The following is a 26,388-nucleotide window of genomic DNA, read 5'->3' as shown; positions in this document are numbered from 1 at the left end:
CTTTGAAAAACTGGCTGATCCGCGAGCCTGTGCAAAACATCTGCCCCACGCCGCCCCGGCAATGGGCAGATGCTCTCTCCATCTCGCCCCTTCTTCTTGAGATTCTCTGGCGGCGTGGCCTTTCCGAAAGGGATGCCATGGACGCCTTTTTGTCCGCCCGGCTTGATTCACTCACGCCCCCTGACCGCTGGCCCCAATTGCCCGAGGCATCCAGCCTGCTGGCATCTGAACTGCTGGCCGGAAAAAAGCTGGCAGTATGGGGCGATTATGACGTGGACGGCGTGACCGCCGCCACACTGGTGCTGGATGTGCTTGAAAGCCACGGCATCCACGCGGACTGGCATATACCCGACAGACGCAGCGAGGGCTACGGCCTCAACGTGCCGCATATCGAGGCTCTGGCCGCCCAGGGCTGCGGCGTGCTGCTCACGGTGGACTGCGGCATTTCAGATGTGCAGGCAGTGCAGCGCGCTCGCGAGCTTGGCATGACTGTGGTTGTTTCCGACCACCACCTGCCGCCCGAAGAGCTGCCCCCTGCCCACGCCATCTGCAATCCCCGCATCTGCGCAGCAGAAGACCTGCCCTACCCGCACCTTGCAGGCGTGGGCGTGGCCTTTTATCTTATGGGGGGCGTCAACGCCGCCCTTGCCCCGCATACGGGCAAAAAACACAACATGGGCGATTGCCTTGATCTGGTGGCGCTGGGCACCCTTGCCGACGTCATGCCCCTCACCGGAGAAAACCGCGTGCTCGTGCGCGGCGGGCTTACCCGCATTGCGCGGGCGGAACGGCCCGGCATGGCGGCATTGAAAGTTGCCAGCGGGATGAACGCCGCTGCGGCACTGAGCGCCGGGCAGGCGGTTTTTCGCCTTGCGCCGCGCATCAACGCCGCCGGGCGCATGGGCAAGGGCGAACTGGCCCTGCGCCTGCTGCGCGAAAAAGATCACGTTGCCGCCGCAGGCATGGCGCAGGAACTAGACGAACTCAATCTGGCCCGCCGTCAGGAAGAAGAACGCATCTACGCAGAAGCCAAGGCGCAGGCATCAGACATACTTTCGCGCGGGCCGCGCGCAGGCCTTGTGCTCTATGGCAAGGACTGGCACCCCGGTATCGTGGGCATTGTGGCCTCGCGCATTGTGGAAGATTACTACCGCCCCACCATCATTGTGTGCGACGATCAGGGCAGCCTCAAAGGCTCGGGCCGCTCCGTGCGCGAATTTGATCTGCACGGAGGGCTGACCCGCACGGCAGACTGCCTGCTGAACTTTGGCGGGCACCGTCAGGCGGCGGGCGTGCGCCTTGCGCCGGAAAGACTGGAAGAATTTCGCGCCCGGTTTGACGCTGTGGCGGAAGAAGTGCTGGGCCCCAACCCGCTGCTTCCCAGCATCACGCTGGAATGCGAGCTGGGCTTCAATCTGGCAGGTGACCACAATTTTCTCAAGGAACTTGAACTGTTGCAACCATTTGGCCCCGGCAACCCCGAACCTGTATTCCAGTCGCCCCCGCTGCTGGTCAAGGAACGTTCTTTTCTTGGGCGCAGCAGGGAACACGTGCTTTTGCGCCTGACGGACAGCGCCAGCGGCATTACCCTTTCTGCAAAGGCCTGGCGCATGGCTGACGAACTGCCAGCCAGCCTTATCAACAAGCACATTCTTGTGGCCTACACCCCCCGCATCGACACCTACAACGGCATCGCCTCGGTGGATATTGCCATCAAGGACTGGCGGCCAGCCTGACCGCCCAGTCTTGTAATAAACGCATAAAGGGGCAGCCCGGCACCAATCAGCCGGGCTGCCCCTTCTTCAGTATGTGAGGCGCGCTATCCCCGCTTCATTTCTGCAATCAGGTCGCTCAGGGCCTTGGCCTGACGCGTAAGATCCGTCACTGCCTGAGCCGCTTCGTCCATGGCTCTGGCGGTCTGCATGGAGATATCGTTGATCTTCACAATGGTCTGGTTGATTTCATCGCTGGTGGCAGACTGCTGCTCGCTGGCGGTGGCAATGGCGCGCACCTGATCCGCCGCAAGCTCCACACTGTTGACAATGTGGGTGAGCGCTTCGCCAGACTGCCCCGCAAAATCAGAGGCAACCTCCACCTGCCGCAAGGCAACTTCCATAACATCCACGCTCTTGGCCGTGCTGGTCTGGATTGCCTTGATGGCATTGCCCACATCATGGGTTGAGGCCATGGTTTTTTCTGCCAGTTTGCGCACTTCGTCCGCCACCACGGCAAAGCCGCGCCCTGCATCGCCCGCACGTGCGGCCTCGATGGCGGCATTGAGGGCAAGGAGGTTTGTCTGATCGGCAATATCAGAAATCACGTTCATAATGCGGTTAATGGCCTGAGCATGGTCGTTCAGTTCCGCCATGTCGCTCTTGAGCCCGTGCGAAATCTCGCGCACCTGCCCGATGCTTTGCAGGGACTGCTGCACAATGCTTGAACCATTTTCAGCGCTGCTGCGCGTCTCCTCGGAGGTGGACGAAGCAGCCGAAGCGTTGCGGGCCACTTCCTGCACAGTGGCGTTCATCTGGTTCATGGCTGTGGCCGCTTCAGCAAGCCGCTGCGCTGATTCTGAGGCAGCCTTCTCTGACTGCCCTATCTGCTCTGAAAGCCGCGCCGAAGCCGAAGCAAGAATATCCGCCACGCCTTCAAGCTGCCCCGCAGCAGCAAGCATGCCCTCTTTGCGCGCGTTTTCCGCCTGGACGGCGGCCTGCTCTGCGCGCTCCGTTGCCTGGCGGGCCTGTTCTGTGGCCTTATGCGCCGCAGCGGTTTTTTCCTCGCTCTCGCCCAGCAGGCGCTTGATGTTGGACATCATACGTTCCATGCCAAATGAGAGTACGCTGAACTCGTCGCCTCTTTTTTCAGAGGTTCGCAGCAGACGCTCCTCCGCCGCGGAGCATTCGAGCCTGCCGCCAGCAATGGCCTCGGCAATGCCGGAAAGCCCCCCCAGCAGGTGCACGATACTTCGTACACTCAAAAAGATGACGATGCCTACCACAAGGGCGCAAGCCACTGCCGTCAGCACGTTATTGACCAGCATATCGCTGATGGGCTCGTAAAGGAGGGTTTTGTCCAGCTCCAGACACAATATCCAGCCCTCATCGGGCATATTTGTATAATACAGAATTTTTTCAAGCCCTTCGGCATTCACAAATTCGAGGCGGCCCTTTTTGTTTTTAAGAACTTCCGTCACCCAGGCCGATCCTGTTTCTTTCTGCCCGATGCGCTTCAGGTCGGGGTGCTGTACAATCACGCCTTCCGTATTGATAACAAAGGCCAGGCCCACATCACCAAGATCAATTTTGTTTGTGGTGGCGTTGGCCAGCTTGTCGTTGTCTGTGCCCCCGTAAATGACGCCTACGATCTTGCCCTTGTCCTTAACGGGCATGCCGATAATGGTGGTCATTTTTTTGGTGGCCACGCTGACCAGCCCCACGGAGCTGACCACGCCCTTCATGCCGTTGATAAAATAGCTGCGCTTTGAAAAATCTTCGCCAATGGTGCTGCTGAACCTCTGCGTATCGCCCTTTTTGCTGTGCATAATGACTTTGCCGTCAGGAGCAATAAGGCCGCATGTGGCAATATTGCTGTTCACATCGGTAAAGTTTTTGAGGGCGTCATGGGCGTGGAGAAAAAGCTCGTCGTTGTGGTCAATGGGAGCGCCATTGGCATAAGCTTCAAGAAAGAGGCGAAGGCGGCGATTTTCGGCAATTTGGGCAAGCGCTTCCTTCATGGATACAAAGACCGCGTTCAGGCCCACTTCCTGCCCTTTCAGAATGGCCGCAATATCCTGCCGGGTCTGCTTTCGCAATGCGTCTTCAGACATATGGTGACTTATGCCAGCCACAAGGGCCAGGCCAAGCATCGATGGAATAAGGATGTACAACGACATCTTCGTCAAAAGACCCAGCTTCATAGTGCCTCCCGGTACCTGACGCCCGTTCTGAAAAAGGAGCAGTTTTCAGTTTTATCGTCATGTTTCGGATATGCAATAGGGCAACACGCACTCATGCCTGCACAAGCCAAGACTAACGGATACCTCAACATGAACGATTCTGCCCTTTATGGCAATGGGGAGAGTCTGTTCAGTGATTGCTTTCAAAAAAACAAGATGCCCCCGGTCAGGATAACTCGGGGGCATCGTCTTGCAATAAAGAAGCGTTACCGTTTACGGCATAGTGTACACGCGTTCGGTGTTAAAGATATTGCCTTCCTTTTCAAGCCCCTGAGCTGCGGCCTTGCTGTACCACGCAGCGGCTTCTGACGGATTTACAGGCACACCTACGCCAAATTCATAGCATGCGCCCACGTAACGTTGCGCCTGCGCAAAGCCCTGATCGGCAGAACGCTTGGCCCAGGCAAAGGCCTGATCCGGATCCTTGGCAAACCCATACCGCCCCTGGCTGTAATAAAGCGCAAGGTTGAACTGGGCTTCCGCATTGCCAGCAGTGGCGGCGCGGCTCATAAGATCGGCCACGGCGGTATCGTTTTTGGGAACCCCGGCGCCCAGTTCATACAGATAGCCCAACTGCACCTGCGCCTCTGCGTAATTCTGCTCAGCAGCTATGCGAAACCACTTGGCAGCGGTTTCCATATCCTGCGCCACGCCAAGGCCGTTTTCGTAGCAGCGGCCCAGCAGCACCTGAGCGCGCGGATTGCCATCGCTGGCCAGAGGCTGCACCATCTGCACAACCTTGTTGTATTGACCAATATTGTATGCAGTCCACGCCTCATCCAGAGTTTGCTCGGCGCTTTTGGCGGGAGCCGCCTGAACTGTAGCACCCATTCCTGAACCCAGGGCCAGCGCTGCGGCCAAAAGGATTGCAGAACCTATTTTTTTCATAAACGTCTCCTTTGATTCCGGCTTTTCTGCCGGAGTTGCACGGCCAGACAGTAGTACCAGCGCGGGCTGTTGGCAAGCCGCCCCTTGACGCCGTAGCTGGCAGAAGGCACAAACACAGCAGGCGCAGGGCTTGCCCAACCTTTTTTTGCGCTCTGAGGAGATTTTGCATGACTGTTCCCCCAAACGACCCTCGGCACGACCAACCCGATACCTCTGAACAGGCTGCGCTGCCCGAGGGTGGTGCAGGTAAAACGGGCGCGCCGCGCGTGGTTGATGTGGAAATTCTGCACGACCATGAAGACTCACGCAATGCCGGCCAGCATGCAAAAGGGCAAGGCAATGCCAGAGCGCAGGGCAACGGGTGGAATAGTGCCCCAGGCTTCGGCCCCTATGAGGATGGAGCGGGCACAGGTTCAGGCCAGGCAGAGTCAGGGCGTCAGGAGTACCGCAGCAGGTTTTTCTACCGTGGAACCTTCGGTCAGTCCGGAGGCCTCGGCGGCATGAATCTTGGCCGCGTGTGGATGGGCGGCAACGACCAGACAGGTTGCCTTGCCGCCAGCGTGACCTTTGCCCTCTTTATGGTCTGCCTTGCCCAGTTTGGTTTTCTTGCGGGCATCGGCTTTGTCTTCTTCCATATAATAGGCACGCTCATGGGCGTTATGCGCGATCTGCGGCAGTTCAGCACGGGCCGCCTGCCCAACCCGTGGACATGGCGCATCGGCAACTGGGCTGTTTCCTTTCTGCTGACGGCATGGTTTGCCGGAGCCTTTGACTGAGCCGCGCCGAGGTTACGCGCAATGACTGACAACCCATGGCTCGTCTACCTGCTGGAGTGCGCTGACGGCACGCTGTATTGCGGCATCACCACAAACATGGAGCGCCGTCTGGGCCAGCACAATGGTCAGGTTCCCGGCGGGGCGCGCTACACGCAAGGGCGTCGGCCCGTGCGGCTCATTGCCAGCCGGACCTGCGCCTGCAAAGGTGACGCGCTACGGCTTGAACTGGCCGTCAAATCACGCCCGCGCCCCCAAAAAATACAGTTTCTGCTTGATGGAGAGAGTATTTCATGCTGACACCTGATGCAATGATGGCCTTTTTTGCCGCCGCCCTGCTGCTTAGTATTGCGCCCGGCCCGGACAATATCTTTGTACTCACCCAGTCTGCTCTTTTTGGCGTAGGCGCTGGCATAATCACCACGCTAGGGCTTGTTACAGGCCTGTGCGTTCACACTACGGCAGTTGCGTTGGGTGTTGCCGCCATTTTCCAGACCTCGGCCCTGGCCTTTACCCTGCTCAAAGTAGCGGGCGCTGGCTATCTGCTCTGGCTGGCCTGGCTCTCGTTCCGCGCCGGGGCATCCACAACCGATGTGGCGGATGGTGCCGCCAGCGGCACTGGCAGCAACTTCCCCGGCTACATGACGCTCTATCGGCGGGGAATAGTGATGAACGTCACCAACCCCAAGGTTTCACTCTTTTTTCTGGCCTTTCTGCCGCAATTCTGCGACCCCGCACGCGGCAGCGTGGCCTTGCAGGTGCTGAGCCTCGGCGTCCTCTTCATGCTGGCTACCATCGTGGTTTTCTGGACGGTGGCCGCCCTTGGGGGCCGCCTGGCTGTATGGTTCAACCGCTCAAAGCGCGGGCAGGTCATGATGCAGCGCGTGGCGGGCTGCGTGTTTGTGGGGCTGGCTTCCGCCCTGCTGCTCAGCGGGCGCTGATGCGCAACGCTGGCCGCTCACTTGAGAATCTACAGGTACGCTGATGTATTCATGCTCCCGCTACTCCCGCCGCTCTGTTCTGGCTGGCCTTTGCGCCCTGCCCGTTGTCATGTTTGGGGCCGCGATGGGCGCGCCTGTCATCAGTAGCGCACTGGCCGCTGCCAGCCCCGACATCAGCGCAAAAAACCTGCAAAAAATGCTGGCCGAACTCGAGGCGTCAAGCGGCGGCAGGCTTGGCGTGGCAGCCAGTGTCAGCAATGGCGACAAAATTTTATCATACCGCGGGAATGAACGCTTCCCCATGTGCAGCACATTTAAAGTGCTGGCGGCAGCAGCAGTTCTGCGGGACAAAACGAATATTCTTGAACAGAGAATCCATTTTGCCAAAAGCGACATCCAGCCCTGGTCGCCTGTTACGGAAAAGCATCTGGAAGACGGCATGACTGTATCAGAATTGTGCGAAGCCATGCTCCAGCACAGCGACAATACGGCTGCCAACCTTGTGCTTGCCCAGTTGGGCGGCCCTGCGGGCTTGACCTCCATTGCCCGCAGCTTTGGCGACACCACGTTTCGCCTTGACCGCTGGGAAGTAGAGCTGAACACAGCCATTCCCGGCGATGCGCGCGATACCACGACGCCCCTTGCCATGCGCCGCACCCTGAACGGCCTGCTTTGCGGCAATCAGCTGAAAGCGCCCGCCAGGAAACAGCTAACGGACTGGATGCTGGGCTGCGCAACCGGGGCCGGGCGCATTCCCGCAGGAGCGCCGCAGGGCTGGCGCTCGGCGCACAAAAGCGGCAGCGGAGAAAACGGCACTGCCAACGATGTGGGCGTACTGTTGCCGACGGGCAATCCCGAGCAAGCAGCCAAGGCCCGCAATGGCAAAAACAAACCGCTGACTGTAGCCCTCTACCTCACGGGATCGCGCCTGACCGGACCGGAAAACGACAAAATCCTTGCCCAGGCAACTCGCCTGGTCTGCGCCGCAGAAGGGCTTGCGACGCCGCTTGACAATATGTATTGACATGATTGACCAGCAAAGGTATGAAGTCCGACTTTCGAGGTATCACATGCAGAACTATCGTATTTCTCTCAATGACCTTTCCCCCGAGGGCAAGGAATTTACTCTGGACGACCCCGCCATCTGGCAGGAACCCATGGAGGAATTCCACCTGGAGTGCCGCGTGAGCAAACCATTGCGCGCGCGCATTCTGGTTTTGCCCACGGACGGCGGCTGGCTTGTGCGCGGCACGCTTGAGGGAGAAGTTGTTCTGCCTTGCAGCCGTTGCGCGGAAGATTCCATGGTGACCATTGCCGCGCGCTTTGAAGATTTTGAGAGTCTTCCCGGCGGCAGCGATGATGAAGACGAAGAAGAAAATTACGCCCCCCTGCCCGATATGGATGGCGTGACCGAAGGCCGCATCGTGTTTGAGCGCAACGCCCCCATGCTTGATCTTGCCGCCATTTGCTGGGAAGAACTCATGCTGGCATTGCCCCCTACACCCCTTTGCCGCGATAACTGCAAGGGCCTGTGCGCCGGATGCGGGGTTAATCTTAATGAAGGCATGTGCGCCTGCACGGAAGAAGAAGGCGACCCCCGCATGGCGGCATTGCGCGGCCTCACTCTGCACAAAAACTAGACAATCACAATTTTTTTTACTAATCTGCTGTGTCTTGCGGGCGGGCATGTGCGCCAAGCCGCCCAAACCCGCACAAACATTCCGCAAGACAGGAAAAGGAGACTACCATGGCCGTTCAGCAAAACAAGAAATCCCGTTCCCGCAAGGGCATGCGCCGCTCCCATGATCGCGTGGCCGTGCCTGCCGTTATCTACTGCTCCTGCGGCGAGCCCACCGTTCCGCACAGCGTGTGCCCCAACTGCGGTACCTACAAAGGCCGCCAGGTGATCGCCAAAAGCGAAAACGAATAATGAACGAACGCCCCATCATTGCCGTGGACGCCATGGGCGGGGACTTTGGCCCCTCTGTGGTTGTGCCGGGAGCTATAGAAGCTGCAAGGCTTTATGATCTGCATGTCCAGCTTGTGGGCGACACCCCCAAGCTGGAGGCCGAGCTCGAAAAGCTCGATCTTACCAATGTGCATTTCGACATAGTTCATGCCGATGATGTGGTGCATATGAACGAAAAGCCTTCGGACATCCTGCGCCGCAAGAAAAACGCGTCCATCCAGGTGGCCTGCCGTCAGGTCAAGGATGGCGCGGCGGATGCCGTTGTCAGCGCCGGACATTCCGGCGCTACGGTGGCTTGCGGCATGTTCATCATGGGGCGTTTGCCCGGGGTGGAGCGCCCTGCTCTTGCCACCTTGCTGCCCACGGAAAAAAATCCCGTGGTTGTGCTGGATGTGGGAGCAAATGTGGATTGCCGCCCCTATCATCTGTTCCAGTTTGGCCTCATGGGCGATGCGTTTGCCCGTGACCTTCTGGGTTACGCCTCCCCGCGTGTGAGCATCCTCAGCATTGGCGAAGAAGAGGGCAAGGGCAACAGTCAGGTCAAGGAAGCCTATGACCTGCTTAAGATGGCCCAAAACCTCAACTTTGCTGGCAATGCAGAAGGGCGCGACATCTTTATTGGCAATATCGACGTGGTTGTCTGCGATGGTTTTGTCGGTAACGTGGTCGTTAAAATGAGCGAAGGGCTGGCTACTTCTCTGGTGCGGATGCTCAAGAAGGTGTTTACGTCCGGCGTTTTGCCCGCCATTGGCGGCATGCTGGCCAAGGGCGCTTTCAAACGCTTTGCCAGCACCATTGACTATGCAGAATACGGCGGCGCGCCCCTGCTGGGCCTCCAGGGTCTGGCCATTGTCTGCCACGGGCGCTCCAGCGCCAAGGCCATGACAAACGCCATCAAGATGAGCGGAACCTTTGTGCGCAAGGGAACCAGCAGCCGCCTCGGTGAAATAATTCTTGCCAACGAGGAACTCACACGTTTCTCCCGCGCTATATAACCCTACGGTATTTCTATGAATCCACTCTGTCATCTGCTCGCCTTGAGCGCCTATGTGCCGGATACGGTGCTGACCAATAGCGATCTCGCCAAGGTGGTGGACACCAATGACGAATGGATTGTTTCCCGCACAGGCATAAAACAGCGCCACAGGCTGGGCGATGCGGAAAACGCCTCGGATCTCGGCCTCAAGGCCGCCCGCAAGGCACTTGTGGAAGCCGGGATAGACGCAGGGGAGCTCACCCATATAGTTGGCGCAACCTGCACCCCTGACGTGCTCTCGCCCTCTGTGGCCTGCATCATTGCCGGGCAACTTGGCGCGGGCAAGGTCATGGCCTTTGATATCAGCGCGGCTTGCTCGGGCTTTCTGTACGGGCTTTCCATCTGCCGCGCCCTGCTGGCGCAGGATCCTGACGCCAAAATTCTTTTTGTCTGCACAGAGGCGCTTACCCGCCGCGTAAACTGGGCAGACCGTTCCACATGCGTGCTTTTTGGCGATGCGGCCACGGCCTGCATTGTGAGCAGCGCTTCCAACAACGCAATGTCTTGCGTTGAAGACGTGGTTTGCCACAGCGACGGCGTGCAACGCGACCTTATTATGGTCGGCGGCGGCACCCGCTGCCAGTACGGCCTTGGTCAACCTGTTGGTGAAGACTTTTTCATCACCATGCAGGGCCGCGAAACTTACAAGCATGCTGTGCGCAACATGGTGCACGTGTGTGAAGAAGTGCTTGCGCGCAACGGCCTTTCGGGCGCCGATGTGGACCTGCTGGTGCCGCATCAGGCAAACATGCGCATCATTGAAGCCGTGGGCAGCCGCCTTGAATTGACAGGCGATCGCGTGTTCACCAATGTGGAAAAATACGGCAACACATCTTCTGCCTCCATTCCCCTGGCACTGAGCGAAGCTCGTGCCCAAGGCCGCATCCGCCCCGGCAGCCGCGTTCTTATGACGGCTTTTGGCGCAGGCCTTACCTGGGGTGCCGCATTGTTACGCTTTTGAGGCAATGCGCCTGCGGGATTGCCCCGCAGCACAGCGCCATGTATACTGAATTTCAGTCAGGCCAGGCCGTAAGCCGGGCAGCGCCGCTGCAAAATTAACGCAAAAAGGCGATCCACGGGATACGGTCTCCTTTTTTTACAGGACTCAGACAAAGGCGATACAAGCATGAGCACAGCGCAATCCTCCCCTGCAGCCGGACTGCCGACAGCCCTGGTTACCGGCGGTTCGCGCGGCATTGGCCGGGCCATTGCCCAAACCCTTGCCCGTGACGGCTTTCAGGTATTTCTCACCTACGTCAGCAAACCCGAAGAAGCGGAAAAAGTCGCTGCCGACATCTGCGCAGCTGGCGGCAAGGCCCAGGCCTTTGCGCTTGATGTCAGCAACAGCGAGGCTGTGGCCACTTTTTTCGCCACCCAGATCAAGGACAAGGTTGATCTTGCGGTGCTGGTCAATAATGCCGGCATCACCAAGGACGGCGTTCTTATACGCATGAAGGACGAAGACTTCGACCGCGTTATTGCCGTCAACCTTCGCGGCGCGTTCGTCTGCACGCGCGAAGCCGCAAAAATCATGAGCAAGTCCCGCAAGGGGCGCATCGTTAATATTTCTTCCGTGGTGGGGCAGATGGGCAACGCGGGACAGGCCAACTACGCTTCGGCCAAAGCCGCCCTCTTGGGGCTTACCAAGTCCTGCGCCAAAGAACTGGCCGCCCGCCAGATTACGGTTAACGCCGTAACGCCGGGTTTTATCGAAACGGACATGACCGCGACACTCAGTGACGACGTGCGGGCGAGCTACACAGACAGCATCCCGCTCAGACGCATGGGCAGCGCCGAAGATGTGGCAGAGGCCGTGGCTTTTCTTGCCTCGGACAAAGCGGCCTACATCACCGGGCAGGTGCTGGGAGTGAACGGCGGCATGTACTGCTAGGCATTTACTACGGAAGACACCCGGCCAGGGCCGGGGTTAAGCAGACCACTAATTTATCTGGAGGATACCATGTCTGACGTTACTGAAAAAGTTACAAAAATCATCATTGACCAACTCGGCGTGACCGCTGAAGAAGTGAAGCCCGCTGCTTCCTTTGTGGAAGACCTCGGCGCCGACTCCCTTGACCTGACCGAACTGATCATGGCCATGGAAGAAGAATTCGACATCGAAATCGCCGATGACGACGCCCAGAAGATCCTGAAAGTTCAGGATGCCATCAGCTACATCGAAAACAAGCAGTAATAGCGCTTGTTATAGTATATGCAGCGCGGGGGGGTCTGCCCCCCGCCTCAAAGGAGCATGCATGACCCGTCCCCGCGTAGTAATCACCGGCATAGGCGGCGTTACGCCCCTCGCCAATGATATTGAGAGCACCTGGAAAAAACTGCTCGCAGGCGAGTCGGGCATCGCGCCCATCACGCTTTTTGACGCCTCCGCCTACGATTCCCGCATTGCCGGTGAAGTGAAAAACTTTGTCGCCGAAGACTATATGCCCATGAAGCAGGCTCGGCGCATGGATCGCTTTACCCAGTTTGCAGTGGCCTCTGCCAAGATGCTGCTTGAAGACTCCAAGTACGAAATCACCGATGCCAACGCCTACGATACGGGCGTGATCCTCGGTATCGGCCTGGGCGGTCTGCACACCATCGAAACATACCACGCCAAGCTGCTGGAATCCGGCCCCCACAAAATTTCGCCCTTCATGATCCCCATGCTGATTTCCAACATGGGGCCGGGACAGATTTCCATCTTCACCGGCGCCAAGGGCTCGAACATCGTCACCACTACGGCCTGCGCCTCTGCCATCCACGCTCTTGGCACCGCCTACAGCGAAATGGTTCTGGGCCGCGCGACCGCAGTTATTTCCGGCGGTGTTGAAGCTACGGTTACGCCTCTGGGCGTGGCCGGATTTACGGCTCTCAAGGCCCTTTCCACGCAGTTCAACGATGAACCTGCCCGCGCATCCCGCCCCTTTGACGCCAATCGCGATGGCTTTGTCATCGGCGAAGGCGCTGGCCTGCTGCTGCTGGAAACGCTGGAATCCGCGCAGGCGCGCGGCGCAAAAATTTATGCGGAAATGGTGGGTTACGGCGCGTCTGGCGATGCCTACCACATGACCGCCCCCCGCGACGACGGCGAAGGCATGGCCCGCGCCATGCAGAACGCCCTGCGCGAAGCTGGCATTGATGCTTCGGCCATTGGTCACATCAATGCCCACGCCACGTCCACCATGCTGAACGACAGCACGGAAACCAAAGCCATCAAGACCGTTTTTGGCGCGCATGCCAAGAAGGTCAAGATTTCGGCCACCAAATCCATGACCGGGCACCTGCTCGGCGCGGCTGGCGGCATTGAATCCGTCTTCACGGCCCTTGCCCTGCATGACGAAATGCTGCCCGGCACCATTAACCTTGAAAACCCCGATCCCGCATGTGATCTCGATTACATGGCCGACGGCTCCAAGCACATCGCCTGCGAATACGCCATGTGCAACTCCTTCGGCTTTGGCGGCACCAACGCCAGCGTGATCTTCAAGAAGTGGCAACAGTAGCCGACAGTTTTTACTCGGCCTCTGCCCTCCCCGTTTGATAATCATCTGCCCGCCGTTGTGGCGGGCAGAACATTTCAAAAGGATGCGACGTCATGGACGAAATCCTGCTGCAAGACCCGGAACTGGCGCGAGCCATCACGCTTGAATCCGACCGTCAGATGAGCAAACTTGAGCTCATCGCTTCTGAAAACTTTGTTTCCCGCGCCGTGCGCGAAGCTCAGGGCAGCGTACTTACCCACAAGTACGCCGAAGGCTATCCCGGCAAGCGCTACTACGGCGGCTGCGAATATGTGGATATGGCCGAAACCCTGGCTCAGGATCGCGCCAAGCAGCTTTTCAACTGCGAATACGTGAACGTGCAGCCGCACTCCGGCTCGCAGGCCAACATGGCCGCCTACCTCGCTTTTCTGAAGCCCGGCGACACCATTCTGGGCATGAACCTTTCGCACGGCGGGCACCTCACCCACGGCAGCCCGGTGAACTTTTCTGGCCGCCTGTTCAACATCGTTTCTTACGGCGTGCAGCGCGAGACTGGCCGCATAGACTATGACGAAGTCGCCGCCCTGGCCCGCGAACACAAGCCCAACGCCATTGTTGCCGGTGCAAGCGCCTACCCCCGCGCCATCGACTTTGCCCGTTTCCGCCAGATCGCTGACGAAGTCGGCGCCAAGCTGGTGGTGGATATGGCGCACATCGCTGGCCTTGTGGCCGCCGGTCTGCACCAGAGCCCGCTTTCGTACGCCCACATCACCACCACGACCACGCACAAAACCCTGCGCGGCCCCCGTGGCGGCATGATTCTTTCTACAGAAGACATGGGAAAAACCCTGAACAGCCAGATTTTCCCCGGCATTCAGGGCGGCCCCCTCATGCACGTCATTGCGGCCAAGGCCGTGGCTTTTGGCGAAGCCCTGCGCCCCGCCTTCAAAACGTACCAGCAGCGCGTGGTGACCAACGCCGCCGTGCTTGCCAAGTATCTTATGGATGCCGGGTACGACCTTGTCTCCGGCGGCACGGACAACCACCTGATGCTGGTTGACCTGACCAACAAGGACGTCACGGGCAAGGATGCGGAACACGCACTTGATCAGGCGGGCATCACCGTCAACAAAAACACTGTGCCCTTTGAAACCCGCTCGCCCTTTGTGACCTCGGGTGTGCGTCTTGGCACTGCGGCCCTGACCACGCGCGGCATGAAGGAAGACGACATGCGCACCGTGGGCGCGTTCATCGTAGAGGCTATTGAAAAACGCGAGGACGCCGCCGCTCTTGAAAAGATCAGCAAGAACGTTGAGGAATTTGCTCGTCAGTTCCCGCTATTCGCCTGGTAACGGGCTGATTTTCGGGCGGTTTTTCTGACGCCTCGACCCCGCAGGCAACTTCGGGGCTGGTGCCGGAAAAACCGCCAGATATAATCATAGAGGGGCTGCACCCCCTTTGACAAAGCCCCGGTTTTGAGAAAAACAGGGGCTTTGCCTTGCGCGGACAGGCAGATAAAAACTGCTGTTTCACAGCAAGACCGCACTGCCGATGCAGTGGGCGACCGGAACCGCAAGCGCTGCCTGACGCAGCATCACGGCAAAATAGCCCGACAGGCAACTTGGCATTTTCACCAGCCGCCTGTACACTACCACCAATCAACATATGGGTGTGTTATGCAGCGAATGCCGTGGCCGGAATATTTTATGAACATCACGTACCTGGTGAGCGGGCGTTCTACGTGTACGCGGCGCAAGGTGGGTGCGGTGGCGGTTAAGGACAAGCGCATTTTAGCCACGGGATACAACGGGGCTCCGGCGGGGGTTCCGCACTGTCTTGAGGTGGGGTGTCTGCGCACGCAGATGGGCATTCCTTCGGGGCAGAGGCATGAGATATGCCGGGGGCTGCATGCGGAGCAGAATGTCATTATTCAGGCTGCTGTGCATGGCATCAATATCAGTGGCGCAGAGATTTATTGCACGACGCACCCTTGCGTGCTGTGCAGCAAGATGTTGATAAATTGCGGCATACGCCACATTTATTATGCGGAATATTACCCTGACGAGCTTGCGGAGCAGATGCTCAAGGAAGCCGGGGTCATTATGGAAAAGCTGGATTTTGCACCGCCTGTTATCAGCGCCCAAGCCGGAGTAGACTACCATGTCTGAACTGGATTTTGTTCCCTTTATGCGTGAAGCCATTGACCTTGCAGAAAAAGGTCGGTGGCATGCCTGCCCCAACCCCACGGTGGGGGCGGTACTGGTGCGCGATGGGCAGATCGTGGCTCGGGGCTGGCACCACGCCGCCGGAGAGGATCATGCAGAAGTGGACTGCATCAAGGATGCGGCCTCGCACGGCGTAAATCCGGCGGAGTGCACTCTGGTTGTCACGCTTGAACCGTGCTGCCATCAGGGCAAAACGCCACCCTGCACCGAAGCCATCAAGGCTGCGGGCATCAAAAAGGTGGTCGTAGGCCTTGCGGACGTCAATCCTGTGGCCTGCGGCGGCGCTTGCCAGCTGCGCGAAAGCGGCGTTGAGGTGATTGAAGGCGTCTGCGAGCAGGAATGCCGCGATCTTGTGGCCGATTTTCTGATCTGGCAGCAGCACAAGCGCCCCTACGTAATGCTGAAAATGGCCGCCACCCTTGACGGACGCATCGCCACCCGCAAGGGCCAGTCCAAATGGATAAGCTGCGATAAATCCAGAGAAGAAGTGCAGGAACTACGCGCGGGCATCGGCCTGTGCGGCGGCGCTATCCTTGTGGGCGGCGGCACCTTTCGCACTGACAATCCGCAGCTTACCGTGCGGGGCGAAAATGCCGGGCCGCAACCTCTGGCCTGCGTGCTTACCTCACGCCTGCCCCAGCCCGATGCGGATTTTCACCTGCTGAAAGACCGCCCGGAACAGACAGTTTTCATGGTTTCGCCCGCGGCGGCGGCCTCCACCACTGCCAAGGCCCTGCGCGACATCGGCGTGAGGGTTCTGGCGCTTGGCCCCGGCATGCACGGCGGGCCGGACTTTCCCAATCTGCTGCGTGCAGTGTGGGAAGAACTGCACTGCCCCTACATGCTTTGCGAAGGCGGCGGGCATCTGGCCCTGAGCCTGCTGGAAGCGGGCCTTGTGGACGACTTCCGCCTGCACCTCGCGCCCATGATTCTGGGCGACGAAGACGCCCTGCCGCTCTTTTCCGGCCGCGCGCCCCTGAGCCTGGAAGAAGCCCTGCGCATGCGCGTGAGCAATACGCACCTGTGCGGCGAAGACATTCACATTCACTTGCGGCCTCTTGAAGCCGCCAAGGCATAGGGCGGGCGCATGTTCACCGGCATTATCCAGGGCCAGGGCGAGGTTCTCGCCCTGCGCGACACCGGCGCGGAACGCAGGTTCACCTTGCGCCCCCTGTTCAGTCTGCCCTCCATCGTCGATGGCGAATCCATTGCCGTCAACGGCGCATGCCTTTCGGTGGAAACCCACGGCGAGGGGGTGTTCACAGCCTATGCCTCCACAGAAACCCTCTCGCGCACCACGCTGGGCAGGCTCAAGACTGGCGACAGCGTGAACATGGAGCGGGCGCTGGCCCTGGGCGACCGGCTTGGCGGGCATCTGGTGAGCGGGCATGTGGATTGTCTTGCCACGGTGCGCAGCGTTACGGGCGCGGGGCAGTCCCTGTGCTGCCGTATTGCCTTTCCCAAGGAATATGGGGTGGAGGTCATTGCCAAGGGCTCTGTGGCCCTTGACGGCATCAGCCTTACCATCAATGATTGCGGGCCTGATTTTCTTGAGGTCAACATCATTCCCGATACGCAGAAGCGCACCACAATGCGCAACTGGCGGCCGGGAACTCTGGTGAATATGGAAACCGACCTCATTGGCAAATATGTGCGCAGCCTTTTGGGGGCCTGGGCTCCCGGCGGCAAGAGCGCGGCAGAGCAAACTGCCGCCGCGCAGACTAGCGGGTTGAGCCGCGAGATGCTCTTGCGCAACGGCTTTATCTGAACATTTCCGCTTACAGAAATATTACAAAAAACGCGTTAGCGCGGGCACTTGCGCCAACGCGCCAAGGAGTTGCCATGAGCACTGTTACCACCATCGCCGGACAGTTGGACGCCAAGGGCCTCAAGATCGCCATTGTGGCCACCCGGTTCAACGATTTTATCGTAGATCGCCTTGTGGGCGGCGCGCAGGATTATCTGGAACGTCACGGCCTTGATACCGCCAATATCACCATTGTGCGTATTCCCGGCGCATTCGAAATGCCGCTGGTCTGCCAGAAGCTGGTCAATTCCGGCAAGTATGACGGCGTGTTGGCGCTTGGCGCGGTTATTCGCGGCGGCACCCCCCACTTTGACTACGTGTGCGCCGAGGCCAGCAAGGGCATTGCTCAGGCCATGATGCACTCCGGCGTCCCCATCGGTTTTGGTCTGCTGACCTGCGACACCATTGAACAGGCCATTGAACGCGCCGGTTCCAAGGGCGGCAACAAGGGCGTGGAAGCTGCGGCAGCCATGCTGGAAACCATCCGCGTTATGGAGCAGTTGTAACCCATGGCAAAAGGCAAATCAGCCACCCGCCGTGGCGAACGCGAACTGGCCTTTCAGGTTCTGTACGGCCTTTCCTTCACCCCGGCCCGTGATATTGACGATCTGCGGCGCATCTTTCGCATTTCTCCGGACTATCTTGCCCGCTGGGAAGGTCAGGAACCGCCCAGCCATCCCTCGGGCTTTGCCTGGGAACTGGTGGCAGGCGTTTGGAGCAAGAGCGATGAGCTTGATGCGTCCATCAGCAATTTTTCGCGCAACTGGCGCGTAGACCGCATGGGCCGCGTGGAGCTGACCCTGTTGCGCCTTGCCGTTTTTGAGATCATGTACCGCAATGATGTGCCGCCCAAGGTTGCCATCAACGAGGCGCTGGAACTCAGCCGCCAGTTTGGCGAAGGCAACGCCAAGAGCTTTATCAACGGCATTCTTGATGCCGTGGCCAAGGCTCTGGAAACCGGCGGAATCTCCCGGCCCGCTGCCGATCCTTCAACCATATCCGAGTAATCCGGTAAAGCCCCATGACGCACGAACGCTATAATCCGCAAGCTATCGAAGAAAAGTGGCAGTCTCGCTGGCAGGCCGAAAACGCTTTTGCCTGCACCCACAAGAGCAACAAGCCCAAGTATTATGTGCTTGAAATGTTCCCCTATCCTTCGGGCAATATCCATATGGGCCATGTGCGCAACTACGCCATTGGCGATGTGGTGGCGCGCAGCAAGCGCATGCTGGGCTTCAACGTATTGCACCCTATGGGCTGGGACGCCTTTGGTCTGCCTGCGGAAAACGCGGCCATCAAGAACAATACCCATCCCGCCAAATGGACCTACGCCAACATAGACAACATGCGGGCGCAACTGAAGCGCCTGGGTTATTCCTATGACTGGGATCGCGAAATCGCTACCTGCCGCCCCGAATATTACCGCTGGGAGCAGATGTTCTTTTTGCGCCTGCTGGAAAAAGGGCTCGTGTACCGCAAAAAGGCGGCGCAGAACTGGTGCCCCTCGTGCCACACGGTGCTCGCCAACGAGCAGGTTGTCGATGGCCTTTGCTGGCGCTGCGACAGCCGCGTGGAGCAGAAGGATCTGACCCAGTGGTTCCTCAAGATCACGGCCTACGGCGATGAACTGCTGCAAGACCTGCAAAGCCTTGAAGGCGACTGGCCCGACCGCGTTATCGCCATGCAGCGCAACTGGATTGGCAAATCCACGGGCGCGGCCATCACTTTTGGTCTGGAAAACGCGGCCCTCAAGGCAGAAGGCGTCACGGGCATAGACGTGTTCACCACGCGGCCCGACACGCTCTTTGGCGTGACATTCATGACGCTGGCCCCCGAGCATCCGCTGGTGGAAAAGCTCATTGAAGGCTATGAAAAAGCCGATGAAGTACGCGCCTTTGTTGATCGCATCCGCAATATGGACCGTATCGACCGCCAGTCCGATTCGCTGGAAAAAGAAGGTATCTTCACCGGTGCCTACGCCGTGCATCCCTTTACCGGGCAGCGCGTGCCGCTGTGGCTGGGCAACTTCGTTCTGGCTGATTACGGCACTGGCGCGGTTATGGGCGTGCCCGCGCACGATCAGCGCGATTTTGAGTTTGCCCGCAAATACGGCCTGCCCCTGCGCGTGGTCATCAGCCCCAAGGATGAGCAGATTGATCCTGAAACCTTGACCGAAGCTTATACAGCTGAAGGTTTCATGGTTAATTCCGGCCCCTTTGACGGCACCGCCAATGAGGACGGCAAAAAGGCCGTGGCTCAGGCGCTGGAAAAGGACGGCAAGGGCAAGGCCACCACTCAGTTCCGCCTGCGCGACTGGAATATTTCGCGCCAGCGCTACTGGGGCGCGCCCATCCCCGTTATTTACTGCGACAAGTGCGGCGTGGTGCCTGAAAAGGAAGAAAACCTGCCCGTGCTGCTGCCCATGGACGTGAAAATCCGTGAAGACGGGCGCTCTCCCCTGCCGGAAACACCTGAATTTGCCTCGTGCACCTGCCCCAAGTGCGGCGGGACCGCCCGGCGCGAAACCGACACAATGGATACCTTTGTGGAATCCTCGTGGTATTTCGCCCGCTACACCAGCGCCCGCAAGGAAGATGGCCCCTTTGACACGGAGGCCCTCAAGTACTGGCTGCCCGTTGACCAGTACATCGGCGGCGTGGAACACGCCATCCTGCATCTGCTCTATTCGCGCTTTTTCACCAAGGTGCTGCGCGATCTGGGCTTTTTCCCTGCCGAACTCAACGAGCCTTTCGCCAACCTGCTCACTCAGGGCATGGTGCTGAAAGACGGCAGCAAGATGTCCAAATCCAAGGGCAACGTTGTTGCGCCTTCCGACATGATCGCCAAGTATGGCGCGGATACGGTGCGTTTGTTCTGCCTCTTTGCCGCGCCGGCCGAACGCGACTTTGACTGGTCGGATTCTGGCATCGAAGGCGCGTCGCGCTTTATTGGCCGCGTGTGGCGTCTTTTTGATGAAGAAAAAGACCGTCTGCTGCCCCTCAAGGCCTGCCAGTCCACGGCTGAGGACGCTCAGAGCGAGGAAGCCCGCGACCTGCGCCGCCGCGAACACCTTACGGTCAAGAAATGCAGCGAAGACATGGGCGACCGCTTCCAGTTCAACACGGCCATTGCCGCTGTAATGGAACTGGTCAACGCCATGTATCTTTCGCGCGAAAAGCTTGGCGCCACGGAAGGCGACCGCCGCGTATTCTCGTCGGCCATGGCCTCCGTGCTTACGCTGCTTTCGCCCATCACGCCCCATGTTTGCGAAGAACTCTGGCAGCATCTGGGGCACGGCACCCAGCTTGCCAGCGAACTTCTGCCCAAATGGGACGATGCCGCTACCGTTCAGGACATGCTCACCGTGGCCCTTCAGGTCAACGGCAAGCTGCGCGGCACGGTGCAGATACCCGCAGCCGCCGACAAAGCCGCCATGGAACAGGCCGCACTGGCAGATTCCTCGGTGCAGCGCCACATTGACGGTCTGACCGTGCGCAAGGTGGTGGTGGTCCCCGGCAAACTGGTCAACATCGTTGCCAACTAACTGATTATCATGGCGGAAGGGGCTGTTTTTCGCAGATGAAAAACGCCCCTTCCGCCTGTATACCCCTTCCCCGTTCCCACTTTTGTACCTATACTGACTGCGTTGGCAGTTTCACCAGATGACAAACCTGGATTTACGGGATTTATTCCAAGGCGGAATTTATTCCGGGCGGGTTTTATTCCGAGGCTGCTACGGCAGTCTTTTTTTTATCAATTTTCAGAACCACGGAATATCATGAGCGCGGTACATCCCGGATTCAGTTTTCTTGTATGCCCTGACGGGCAGTTGCTGCGCGCGCGCATGGAGCAACTGCTTTCTTCCTTTCCGCCCGCCAGCGGGCAGTGGGAAAGGCACGTCTACTGGGGCGACGAGGAACCCTCGCCGCGCTTCTGGGAGCAGCTTACACTGCAAGGCCTGTTCGGCGCACCGCGTGTGCTGGTGGTGCGTCAGGCCAATCTGTGGCCCGCAGCGGTGTGGAAAAAGGTATCGCATGCGCTGGCCCGGCCCTCGGAACAGTGCTGGCCCTTTTTTTGTATGGAAGTGGCCTGGGACAAAGGCCAGCCCAAGATTCCCGCGCACATTGCCAAACTGCGCTGCATGGCCTTTGCGGATCAGCAGGGCTGGATATGGCGGCAGGACGGCCTGAACGAACGGGCGGTCAAAAAGCATGTGCTGCAACGCTCGCACGAGCTTGGCCTGCGCTTTGAACAGGACGCTCTGGAGCAGTTTTGCGCCTCTGTGCCGCCCGATGCCCTGGCCATTGAAAACGAGCTGATCAAGCTGCAACTGCTGCGCAATACCGCACAGGATGATGCCCGGGAGAAATCACAGGCAGATTCCCACGGGGCGGATCAGGTTCCCGACCAGGGCACCATTACTCTGGCCATGACCGCCACGGCTTCTTGGAACCCAGAGTGCAACGTCTTTGACTGCATCCGGCACATGGAGGCGGGCAACCTCACCGCCGTGTGGAAGGAACTTTCGCGCAGTCAGGACGGCGACAGCCTGCTGTTTTCTTTGCTGGCCCTGCTGGCGCGGGAGTTGCGCCTGCTCTGGCAACTATGGGCGGGCGAAAAGGTGCGCGTGCATCCCAACGAGGCTGCCTTCAAAAAACAGTTGGCAACCCGGCTCGGCCCAGCAGTGCTTGCGGAGTGCATGTCCACTGTTATGGATGCGGAGTTGCAGGTAAAGAGCGGCCGCAGATCACCAAGCCAGAGCCTGGACTATCTCGCGGCCCGCATGACAGACCTGTTTGCCGCAGGCCGCACCCGCGCCTGACGCAAACCGCCAGGCAGAACATCGCCGCGCCAGCCTCGCGCGGTGCAAATGCGGTTATTGCGACCCAGATTCCGCTGCGATCCGCATTTATCATTTTCGCTCACGTAAAAAACGGCAAAGGATTTGCGGGATGCATGCGCCTTTATCCGCCCGCCCCCTTGCGCAACCTCCAAGACTGCTTATTTTATGACAGCAAAGCCAACATCCACCCCGCCCACAAGCCTCGGGCATCGTGAGCGGCTGCGGCAAAGACTGGAACTGGAACCCACAGCAGTGGCGGATTATGAAGTGCTGGAGCTGCTGTTAGGCTACGGGTTGACCCGCAAGGACACAAAGCCCCTCGCCAAGGAACTGATACAGAAGTTTGGCAGCATTCGCGGGGCGCTGGACGCAAGGCCCGAAGAACTCTTGCAGGTGCCCGGTTTTGGGCCGGGATTGCTGGCCTTATGGCGGGTTTTGGGCGAAACGCGGGCGCGCTACGCAGCGGCAGAGCTGCGGCAAAAGGAAGTTCTGGCAACACCCGAGGCCGTAGCCCGCATGGCGCAGGCCCGGCTTGGCACAAGCCCTCACGAAGAATGCTGGCTGGCGCTGGTAGACAGGCGCAACCGCCTTATGGCCTGGGAGCGCCTGCGCAGGGGCGGCATTGCAGAAGTTTCAATCTACCCAAGGGACGTTCTTGAAGCGGCCCTGCTCCGTAAGGCAAGCGGCATAATCTTGGTGCACAACCACCCCGGCGGCAACCCGGGGCCTTCGCAGGAAGACCGCCTGCTGACAGAAGAACTACAAAGACTGGCGCCCCGCATGGGGCTGCGCTTTCTGGATCACGTCATCGTTACTGATGGAGACTGCTACAGCATAACGCAATCGCAACGCATTTGAATCGAAAGCAGTCGGGGAGAATATATATGGCTGACATCAATGAAAAAGACATTTTGCTGCATCAGGAAGAACCCATTGAGGCAGAACCTGCCATCGACAGCGAAACGGACAAGGCGGAAATGAACGCGCCCGAGACGCTGGATCACGAGGGCAGCCTCAATACGGCGGCGCAGAGCATTCCCGACACGCTGCCCGTGTTGCCCGTTCGAGACGTGGTTATCTTCAACTATATGATCCTGCCGCTGTTCATCGGACGCGACAAATCCGTGCAGGCCGTTGACGCAGCCCTGAAAAACGGGCGGCACCTGCTTGTGTGCGCGCAGAAAGAAGAAGCCACCGAAGATCCCAAGCCGGAAGACCTCTACGAGGTCGGCACCGTAGTGCAGGTCATGCGCATGCTCAAGATGCCCGATTCGCGGGTGAAAATTCTTGTGCAGGGCGTGAGCCGCGCACGGGTTACGGGCTACCGCCAGGTGGAACCCTTTCTTGAAGCGCGCATCGAAACCCTGCCCGAGCAAATCCCTGTGGTAGACGCCACGGTGGAGGCCCTGTTGCGCTCCGTACGCGAGCAGAGCGAAAAGGTGCTGACCCTGCGTGGCCTTTCCTCGCCCGACGTTCTTGCGGTCTTGCAGGGAGTGGACGATCCGGGCCGCCTGGCCGACCTTATCGCCGCCAACATGCGCATGAAAACAGCCGATGCCCAGCGCATTCTCGAGGCGGAGAATCCCATTGACCGCCTCATGCTGGTCAACACCCAACTGCAGCGCGAGGTGGAAGTCGCCACCGTGCAGGCGCGCATCCAGAGTTCGGCCCGCGAAGGCATGGACAAGGCGCAGAAGGATTACTTTTTGCGCGAGCAGCTCAAGGCTATCCGCACAGAACTTGGCGACAAGGACGAAGACGGCGAGGAAGACCTTGAAAACCTCAAGCAGGCCCTTGAAAAAGCTGGCCTTCCCAAGGACGTGCGCAAGGAAGCCGACAAGCAGTTGCGCCGCCTTTCGGGCATGCACGCCGATTCTTCCGAGGCCAACGTGGTGCGCACCTACCTTGACTGGCTGGTGGAACTGCCGTGGAAAAAGCTTTCGCGCGACAGGCTGGATATTGTCCATGCCAAAGAAATTCTTGACGAAGACCACTGCGGACTCGACAAAATCAAGGACCGCATCCTTGAATTCCTGAGCGTGCGCAAGCTCAATCCGCAGTCCAAGGGGCCCATCCTCTGCTTTGCGGGCCCTCCCGGCGTGGGTAAAACCTCGCTTGGGCGCTCCATTGCGCGGGCGCTGGGCCGTAAATTCCAGCGGCTTTCGCTGGGCGGCATGCACGATGAGGCGGAAATCCGCGGGCATCGGCGCACCTACATCGGCGCCATGCCGGGTCGCATCATTCAGGCCCTCAAGCAGGCCGGCACGCGCAACCCCGTTATCGTGCTGGACGAAGTGGACAAGCTGGGCGCGGATTTCAGGGGCGATCCCTCATCCGCCCTGCTGGAAGTGCTTGATCCGGAACAGAACTACACCTTCAGCGACCACTACCTGAACGTGCCCTTTGATCTTTCAAAGGTTATGTTCCTCTGCACGGCCAACCATCTGGAAACCATCCCGGCGGCCCTGCGCGACCGTATGGAAGTCATTTCCCTGCCCGGTTACACCTTGCAGGAAAAGGCCCAGATCGCCCGCAAGCATCTGCTGCCCAAGAAGGTGGAAGACAATGGCCTTGCCCCAAAGGATGTGGAACTGACGGAAGAAGCCCTGGAAAAGATCATCCGCGAATACACGCGCGAGGCCGGGCTGCGCAACCTTGAGCGCGAGCTTTCCTCCATCTGCCGCAAACTGGCCCGCCGTAAGGCCGAGGGCAAAAAGCCGCCCTTTATGGTTGACGTGGCCGATGTGGAAAAACTGTTGGGCGCGCCCCGCTTTATTGAAGACGAAAAGGAAAAGAAGCTCATGCCCGGCATGGCTCTGGGCCTGGCCTGGACGCCCGCTGGCGGCGAAGTGCTGACTGTTGAAGCCACTGTCATGAAGGGCAAGGGAGGCCTCACCCTCACCGGGCAACTTGGTGATGTGATGAAGGAAAGCGCCCAGGCTGCCTTGAGCTACATCCGCAGCCGCGCGGACGACCTTGGCGTGGACCCCGGTTTTGTGTCGCAATACGACCTGCACGTGCACGTGCCTGCGGGCGCAACGCCCAAGGACGGCCCCTCGGCGGGCGTTACGCTGACCACGGCCCTCATCTCCGCCCTGAGCGGACGGCGTGTGCGCGCAGACCTGTGCATGACCGGCGAGATCACCCTGCAAGGCCGGGTGCTGCCTGTGGGCGGCATCAAGGAAAAAATTCTGGCGGGCGTGGCGCGCGGCCTCAAGCACGTGGTCATTCCGCACCAGAACGTCAAAGATCTTGAGGATGTGCCCAAGGAACTGCTCAAGCGCATCACCGTGCACCCTGTGCACCATTATGACGAACTGCTGCCCATCGTGTTTGAAACCAAGGGTGGGCGCGGCAGTTCCGCAACGGGCAAGGGCGGCAAAAGCAAGGTGGAAGAATCCACGGGTGTAGCAGCCAAGGGCACGGCAACAGCCAAAACCGCCGGTGCCAGAAAGCCCAAGCGGCCCGCGGAAGCCGGAGCCTGACATTCGTGCGCCTCAAGCAATATATAGATGAAGCGACAGAACAACTGACAAAGGCGGGGGTGGACAGCCCCCGCCTTTGCGCAGAAGTGCTGGCGCGCGAAACGCTCAAGGGGGATCCTTCAGGATCTGCCCGCCTTTTTTGCATTCTGGAGGCGGGGCGGGAGCTGACGGCCATAGAAGAGAATGATTTTCTAGCGCTGGTGGCCTGCCGGGCCACGGGGCAACCTCTGGCCCAGATCATCGGGCGCAAGGAATTTTATGGCCGCGACTTTACGGTTACGCCGCACACCCTTATTCCCAGACCGGAAACAGAACTCATTGTAGACAATGCTCTGGAGCTGCTGCCGGAAGAACACCTCAGCTTTGCAGACCTGGGCACCGGCACAGGCTGCATCGGCATCACCCTGGCGGCGGAGCGCCCCTGCTGGAGCGGTATTCTGCTGGATATCTGCCCCAATGCCATTGCCGTTGCCGCGCAGAATGCGGAGCGGCATAGTGTAGATGGCAGAATTGCGGCGCTGCGCGCAGACATGCGTACTCCGCCGCTCAAACCGGAATCGCTGCATCTGCTTGTGAGCAACCCTCCATATATAGCTGATGCCGAGCGGCACATGGTTATGGATGAAGTGTTGCACAACGAGCCGCACAGCGCCCTGTTCTCTGAAAACAACGGCCTGCTCCACCTTAAAGCAGCCGTGGATGCAGCCGCGCTTGCATTGCAAAATGGCGGTTGGGTTTTGCTGGAGCACGGCGCAAACCAAGCGGATGCCGTGCGCGAAATGCTGGCTGCCACGGGAATTTTCAAAAAAATTGAAAATAAACGGGACATTGCCCAACTTAACCGTTGCACATTGGCGAGGAAAGGGCTATAAGGCCAAATCGTTTCCGCGCAAAGGCGCGAAAAACGGTAAAAAGCAGCACGGCTCACTATAATTTGAAAAAATTTGAGCCAAAGCGAAATTTTTGCTTGCAAAGCAGAATGAA

At 59.1% G+C, this 26,388-nt stretch carries 25 protein-coding genes; 23 read left to right on the top strand and 2 right to left on the bottom strand.

Annotated features, from left to right (window positions below; genetic code table 11):
- The first annotated feature begins 2 nt into the window (after positions 1 to 2).
- Complete coding sequence (gene recJ / locus ACUZ9Q_RS05035; protein WP_215647005.1) at positions 3 to 1,736, top strand: single-stranded-DNA-specific exonuclease RecJ; 1,734 nt, start codon at positions 3 to 5, stop codon at positions 1,734 to 1,736.
- A gap of 83 nt (positions 1,737 to 1,819) precedes the next feature.
- Here the strand turns inward: recJ and ACUZ9Q_RS05030 are convergent, their stop codons facing one another.
- Both ACUZ9Q_RS05030 and ACUZ9Q_RS05025 read right to left on the bottom strand, forming a co-directional pair.
- The gene (locus ACUZ9Q_RS05030; protein WP_449247440.1) at positions 1,820 to 3,916 is read right to left on the bottom strand and encodes a methyl-accepting chemotaxis protein; all 2,097 of its coding nucleotides are present in this window, start codon (positions 3,914 to 3,916) and stop codon (positions 1,820 to 1,822) included.
- 252 nt (positions 3,917 to 4,168) lie between these two features.
- A complete protein-coding gene (locus ACUZ9Q_RS05025) occupies positions 4,169 to 4,843 on the bottom strand; it encodes a tetratricopeptide repeat protein (RefSeq protein WP_215647007.1) in 675 nt (224 codons plus the stop codon).
- Positions 4,844 to 5,010: 167 nt separating this feature from the next.
- Between ACUZ9Q_RS05025 and ACUZ9Q_RS05020 the strand changes: the two genes are divergently transcribed.
- From ACUZ9Q_RS05020 to prmC, 22 genes are all read left to right on the top strand, one after another.
- Positions 5,011 to 5,619 (top strand): hypothetical protein, encoded by a 609-nt coding sequence (locus tag ACUZ9Q_RS05020; protein WP_227117651.1) that lies wholly within the window; start codon positions 5,011 to 5,013, stop codon positions 5,617 to 5,619.
- A gap of 21 nt (positions 5,620 to 5,640) precedes the next feature.
- Positions 5,641 to 5,916 (top strand): GIY-YIG nuclease family protein, encoded by a 276-nt coding sequence (locus tag ACUZ9Q_RS05015; RefSeq protein ID WP_192111396.1) that lies wholly within the window; start codon positions 5,641 to 5,643, stop codon positions 5,914 to 5,916.
- The gene (locus ACUZ9Q_RS05010) at positions 5,910 to 6,557 is read left to right on the top strand and encodes a LysE family translocator (RefSeq protein ID WP_192111395.1); all 648 of its coding nucleotides are present in this window, start codon (positions 5,910 to 5,912) and stop codon (positions 6,555 to 6,557) included. Before ACUZ9Q_RS05015 ends, ACUZ9Q_RS05010 begins: the two co-directional genes overlap by 7 nt.
- Positions 6,558 to 6,666: 109 nt before the next feature.
- Positions 6,667 to 7,581, top strand: coding sequence for a class A beta-lactamase (gene bla, locus ACUZ9Q_RS05005; RefSeq protein WP_449248131.1), 915 nt, complete (start codon positions 6,667 to 6,669; stop codon positions 7,579 to 7,581).
- A 46-nt stretch (positions 7,582 to 7,627) separates the two neighbouring features.
- Positions 7,628 to 8,197 (top strand): YceD family protein, encoded by a 570-nt coding sequence (locus ACUZ9Q_RS05000; RefSeq protein ID WP_227117656.1) that lies wholly within the window; start codon positions 7,628 to 7,630, stop codon positions 8,195 to 8,197.
- Between the two features lie 107 nt (positions 8,198 to 8,304).
- A complete protein-coding gene (gene rpmF / locus ACUZ9Q_RS04995; RefSeq protein WP_022658456.1) occupies positions 8,305 to 8,487 on the top strand; it encodes a 50S ribosomal protein L32 in 183 nt (60 codons plus the stop codon).
- Positions 8,487 to 9,521, top strand: a complete 1,035-nt coding sequence (plsX, locus tag ACUZ9Q_RS04990; RefSeq protein ID WP_192111392.1) for a phosphate acyltransferase PlsX — start codon at positions 8,487 to 8,489, stop codon at positions 9,519 to 9,521. The genes rpmF and plsX overlap by 1 nt, the downstream gene beginning before the upstream one ends.
- A 15-nt stretch (positions 9,522 to 9,536) precedes the next feature.
- Positions 9,537 to 10,523 (top strand): beta-ketoacyl-ACP synthase III, encoded by a 987-nt coding sequence (locus tag ACUZ9Q_RS04985; protein WP_192111391.1) that lies wholly within the window; start codon positions 9,537 to 9,539, stop codon positions 10,521 to 10,523.
- Between the two features lie 165 nt (positions 10,524 to 10,688).
- The gene (gene fabG, locus ACUZ9Q_RS04980) at positions 10,689 to 11,453 is read left to right on the top strand and encodes a 3-oxoacyl-[acyl-carrier-protein] reductase (RefSeq protein ID WP_192111390.1); all 765 of its coding nucleotides are present in this window, start codon (positions 10,689 to 10,691) and stop codon (positions 11,451 to 11,453) included.
- 69 nt (positions 11,454 to 11,522) lie between these two features.
- A complete protein-coding gene (gene acpP, locus ACUZ9Q_RS04975) occupies positions 11,523 to 11,756 on the top strand; it encodes an acyl carrier protein (RefSeq protein WP_022658452.1) in 234 nt (77 codons plus the stop codon).
- Positions 11,757 to 11,817: 61 nt separating this feature from the next.
- A complete protein-coding gene (gene fabF / locus ACUZ9Q_RS04970; RefSeq protein ID WP_192111388.1) occupies positions 11,818 to 13,065 on the top strand; it encodes a beta-ketoacyl-ACP synthase II in 1,248 nt (415 codons plus the stop codon).
- Positions 13,066 to 13,157: 92 nt separating this feature from the next.
- Positions 13,158 to 14,396: a serine hydroxymethyltransferase gene (gene glyA / locus ACUZ9Q_RS04965; RefSeq protein ID WP_192111387.1), complete on the top strand. Its 1,239-nt coding sequence runs from the start codon at positions 13,158 to 13,160 to the stop codon at positions 14,394 to 14,396.
- Between the two features lie 324 nt (positions 14,397 to 14,720).
- The gene (locus ACUZ9Q_RS04960) at positions 14,721 to 15,212 is read left to right on the top strand and encodes a deoxycytidylate deaminase (protein WP_192111385.1); all 492 of its coding nucleotides are present in this window, start codon (positions 14,721 to 14,723) and stop codon (positions 15,210 to 15,212) included.
- A complete protein-coding gene (ribD, locus tag ACUZ9Q_RS04955) occupies positions 15,205 to 16,347 on the top strand; it encodes a bifunctional diaminohydroxyphosphoribosylaminopyrimidine deaminase/5-amino-6-(5-phosphoribosylamino)uracil reductase RibD (RefSeq protein ID WP_192111384.1) in 1,143 nt (380 codons plus the stop codon). Before ACUZ9Q_RS04960 ends, ribD begins: the two co-directional genes overlap by 8 nt.
- Positions 16,348 to 16,356: 9 nt before the next feature.
- Entirely contained in the window at positions 16,357 to 17,037 is a 681-nt protein-coding gene (locus ACUZ9Q_RS04950) for a riboflavin synthase (RefSeq protein WP_449247439.1), read from the top strand.
- A 74-nt stretch (positions 17,038 to 17,111) separates the two neighbouring features.
- The gene (ribH, locus tag ACUZ9Q_RS04945) at positions 17,112 to 17,582 is read left to right on the top strand and encodes a 6,7-dimethyl-8-ribityllumazine synthase (protein ID WP_022658445.1); all 471 of its coding nucleotides are present in this window, start codon (positions 17,112 to 17,114) and stop codon (positions 17,580 to 17,582) included.
- A 3-nt stretch (positions 17,583 to 17,585) separates the two neighbouring features.
- Positions 17,586 to 18,083: a transcription antitermination factor NusB gene (gene nusB / locus ACUZ9Q_RS04940; protein WP_192111382.1), complete on the top strand. Its 498-nt coding sequence runs from the start codon at positions 17,586 to 17,588 to the stop codon at positions 18,081 to 18,083.
- Positions 18,084 to 18,097: 14 nt separating this feature from the next.
- Positions 18,098 to 20,620: a leucine--tRNA ligase gene (gene leuS, locus ACUZ9Q_RS04935; RefSeq protein ID WP_192111381.1), complete on the top strand. Its 2,523-nt coding sequence runs from the start codon at positions 18,098 to 18,100 to the stop codon at positions 20,618 to 20,620.
- Positions 20,621 to 20,854: 234 nt separating this feature from the next.
- Positions 20,855 to 21,898 carry a DNA polymerase III subunit delta gene (locus ACUZ9Q_RS04930; protein WP_227117659.1) on the top strand — a complete coding sequence of 348 codons (1,044 nt, stop codon included), beginning with the start codon at positions 20,855 to 20,857 and terminating at the stop codon, positions 21,896 to 21,898.
- Between the two features lie 186 nt (positions 21,899 to 22,084).
- Positions 22,085 to 22,777: a JAB domain-containing protein gene (locus ACUZ9Q_RS04925; RefSeq protein WP_192111379.1), complete on the top strand. Its 693-nt coding sequence runs from the start codon at positions 22,085 to 22,087 to the stop codon at positions 22,775 to 22,777.
- A 26-nt stretch (positions 22,778 to 22,803) separates the two neighbouring features.
- On the top strand, positions 22,804 to 25,404 hold the full coding sequence (gene lon / locus ACUZ9Q_RS04920) for an endopeptidase La (protein WP_192111378.1): 2,601 nt from the start codon (positions 22,804 to 22,806) through the stop codon (positions 25,402 to 25,404).
- 5 nt (positions 25,405 to 25,409) lie between these two features.
- A complete protein-coding gene (gene prmC, locus ACUZ9Q_RS04915) occupies positions 25,410 to 26,276 on the top strand; it encodes a peptide chain release factor N(5)-glutamine methyltransferase (protein ID WP_449247438.1) in 867 nt (288 codons plus the stop codon).
- Positions 26,277 to 26,388: the final 112 nt, after the last annotated feature.

It is taken from the genome of Desulfovibrio desulfopostgatei, from assembly GCF_053570645.1.
This window is presented reverse-complemented; position numbering and strand designations above follow the sequence as displayed.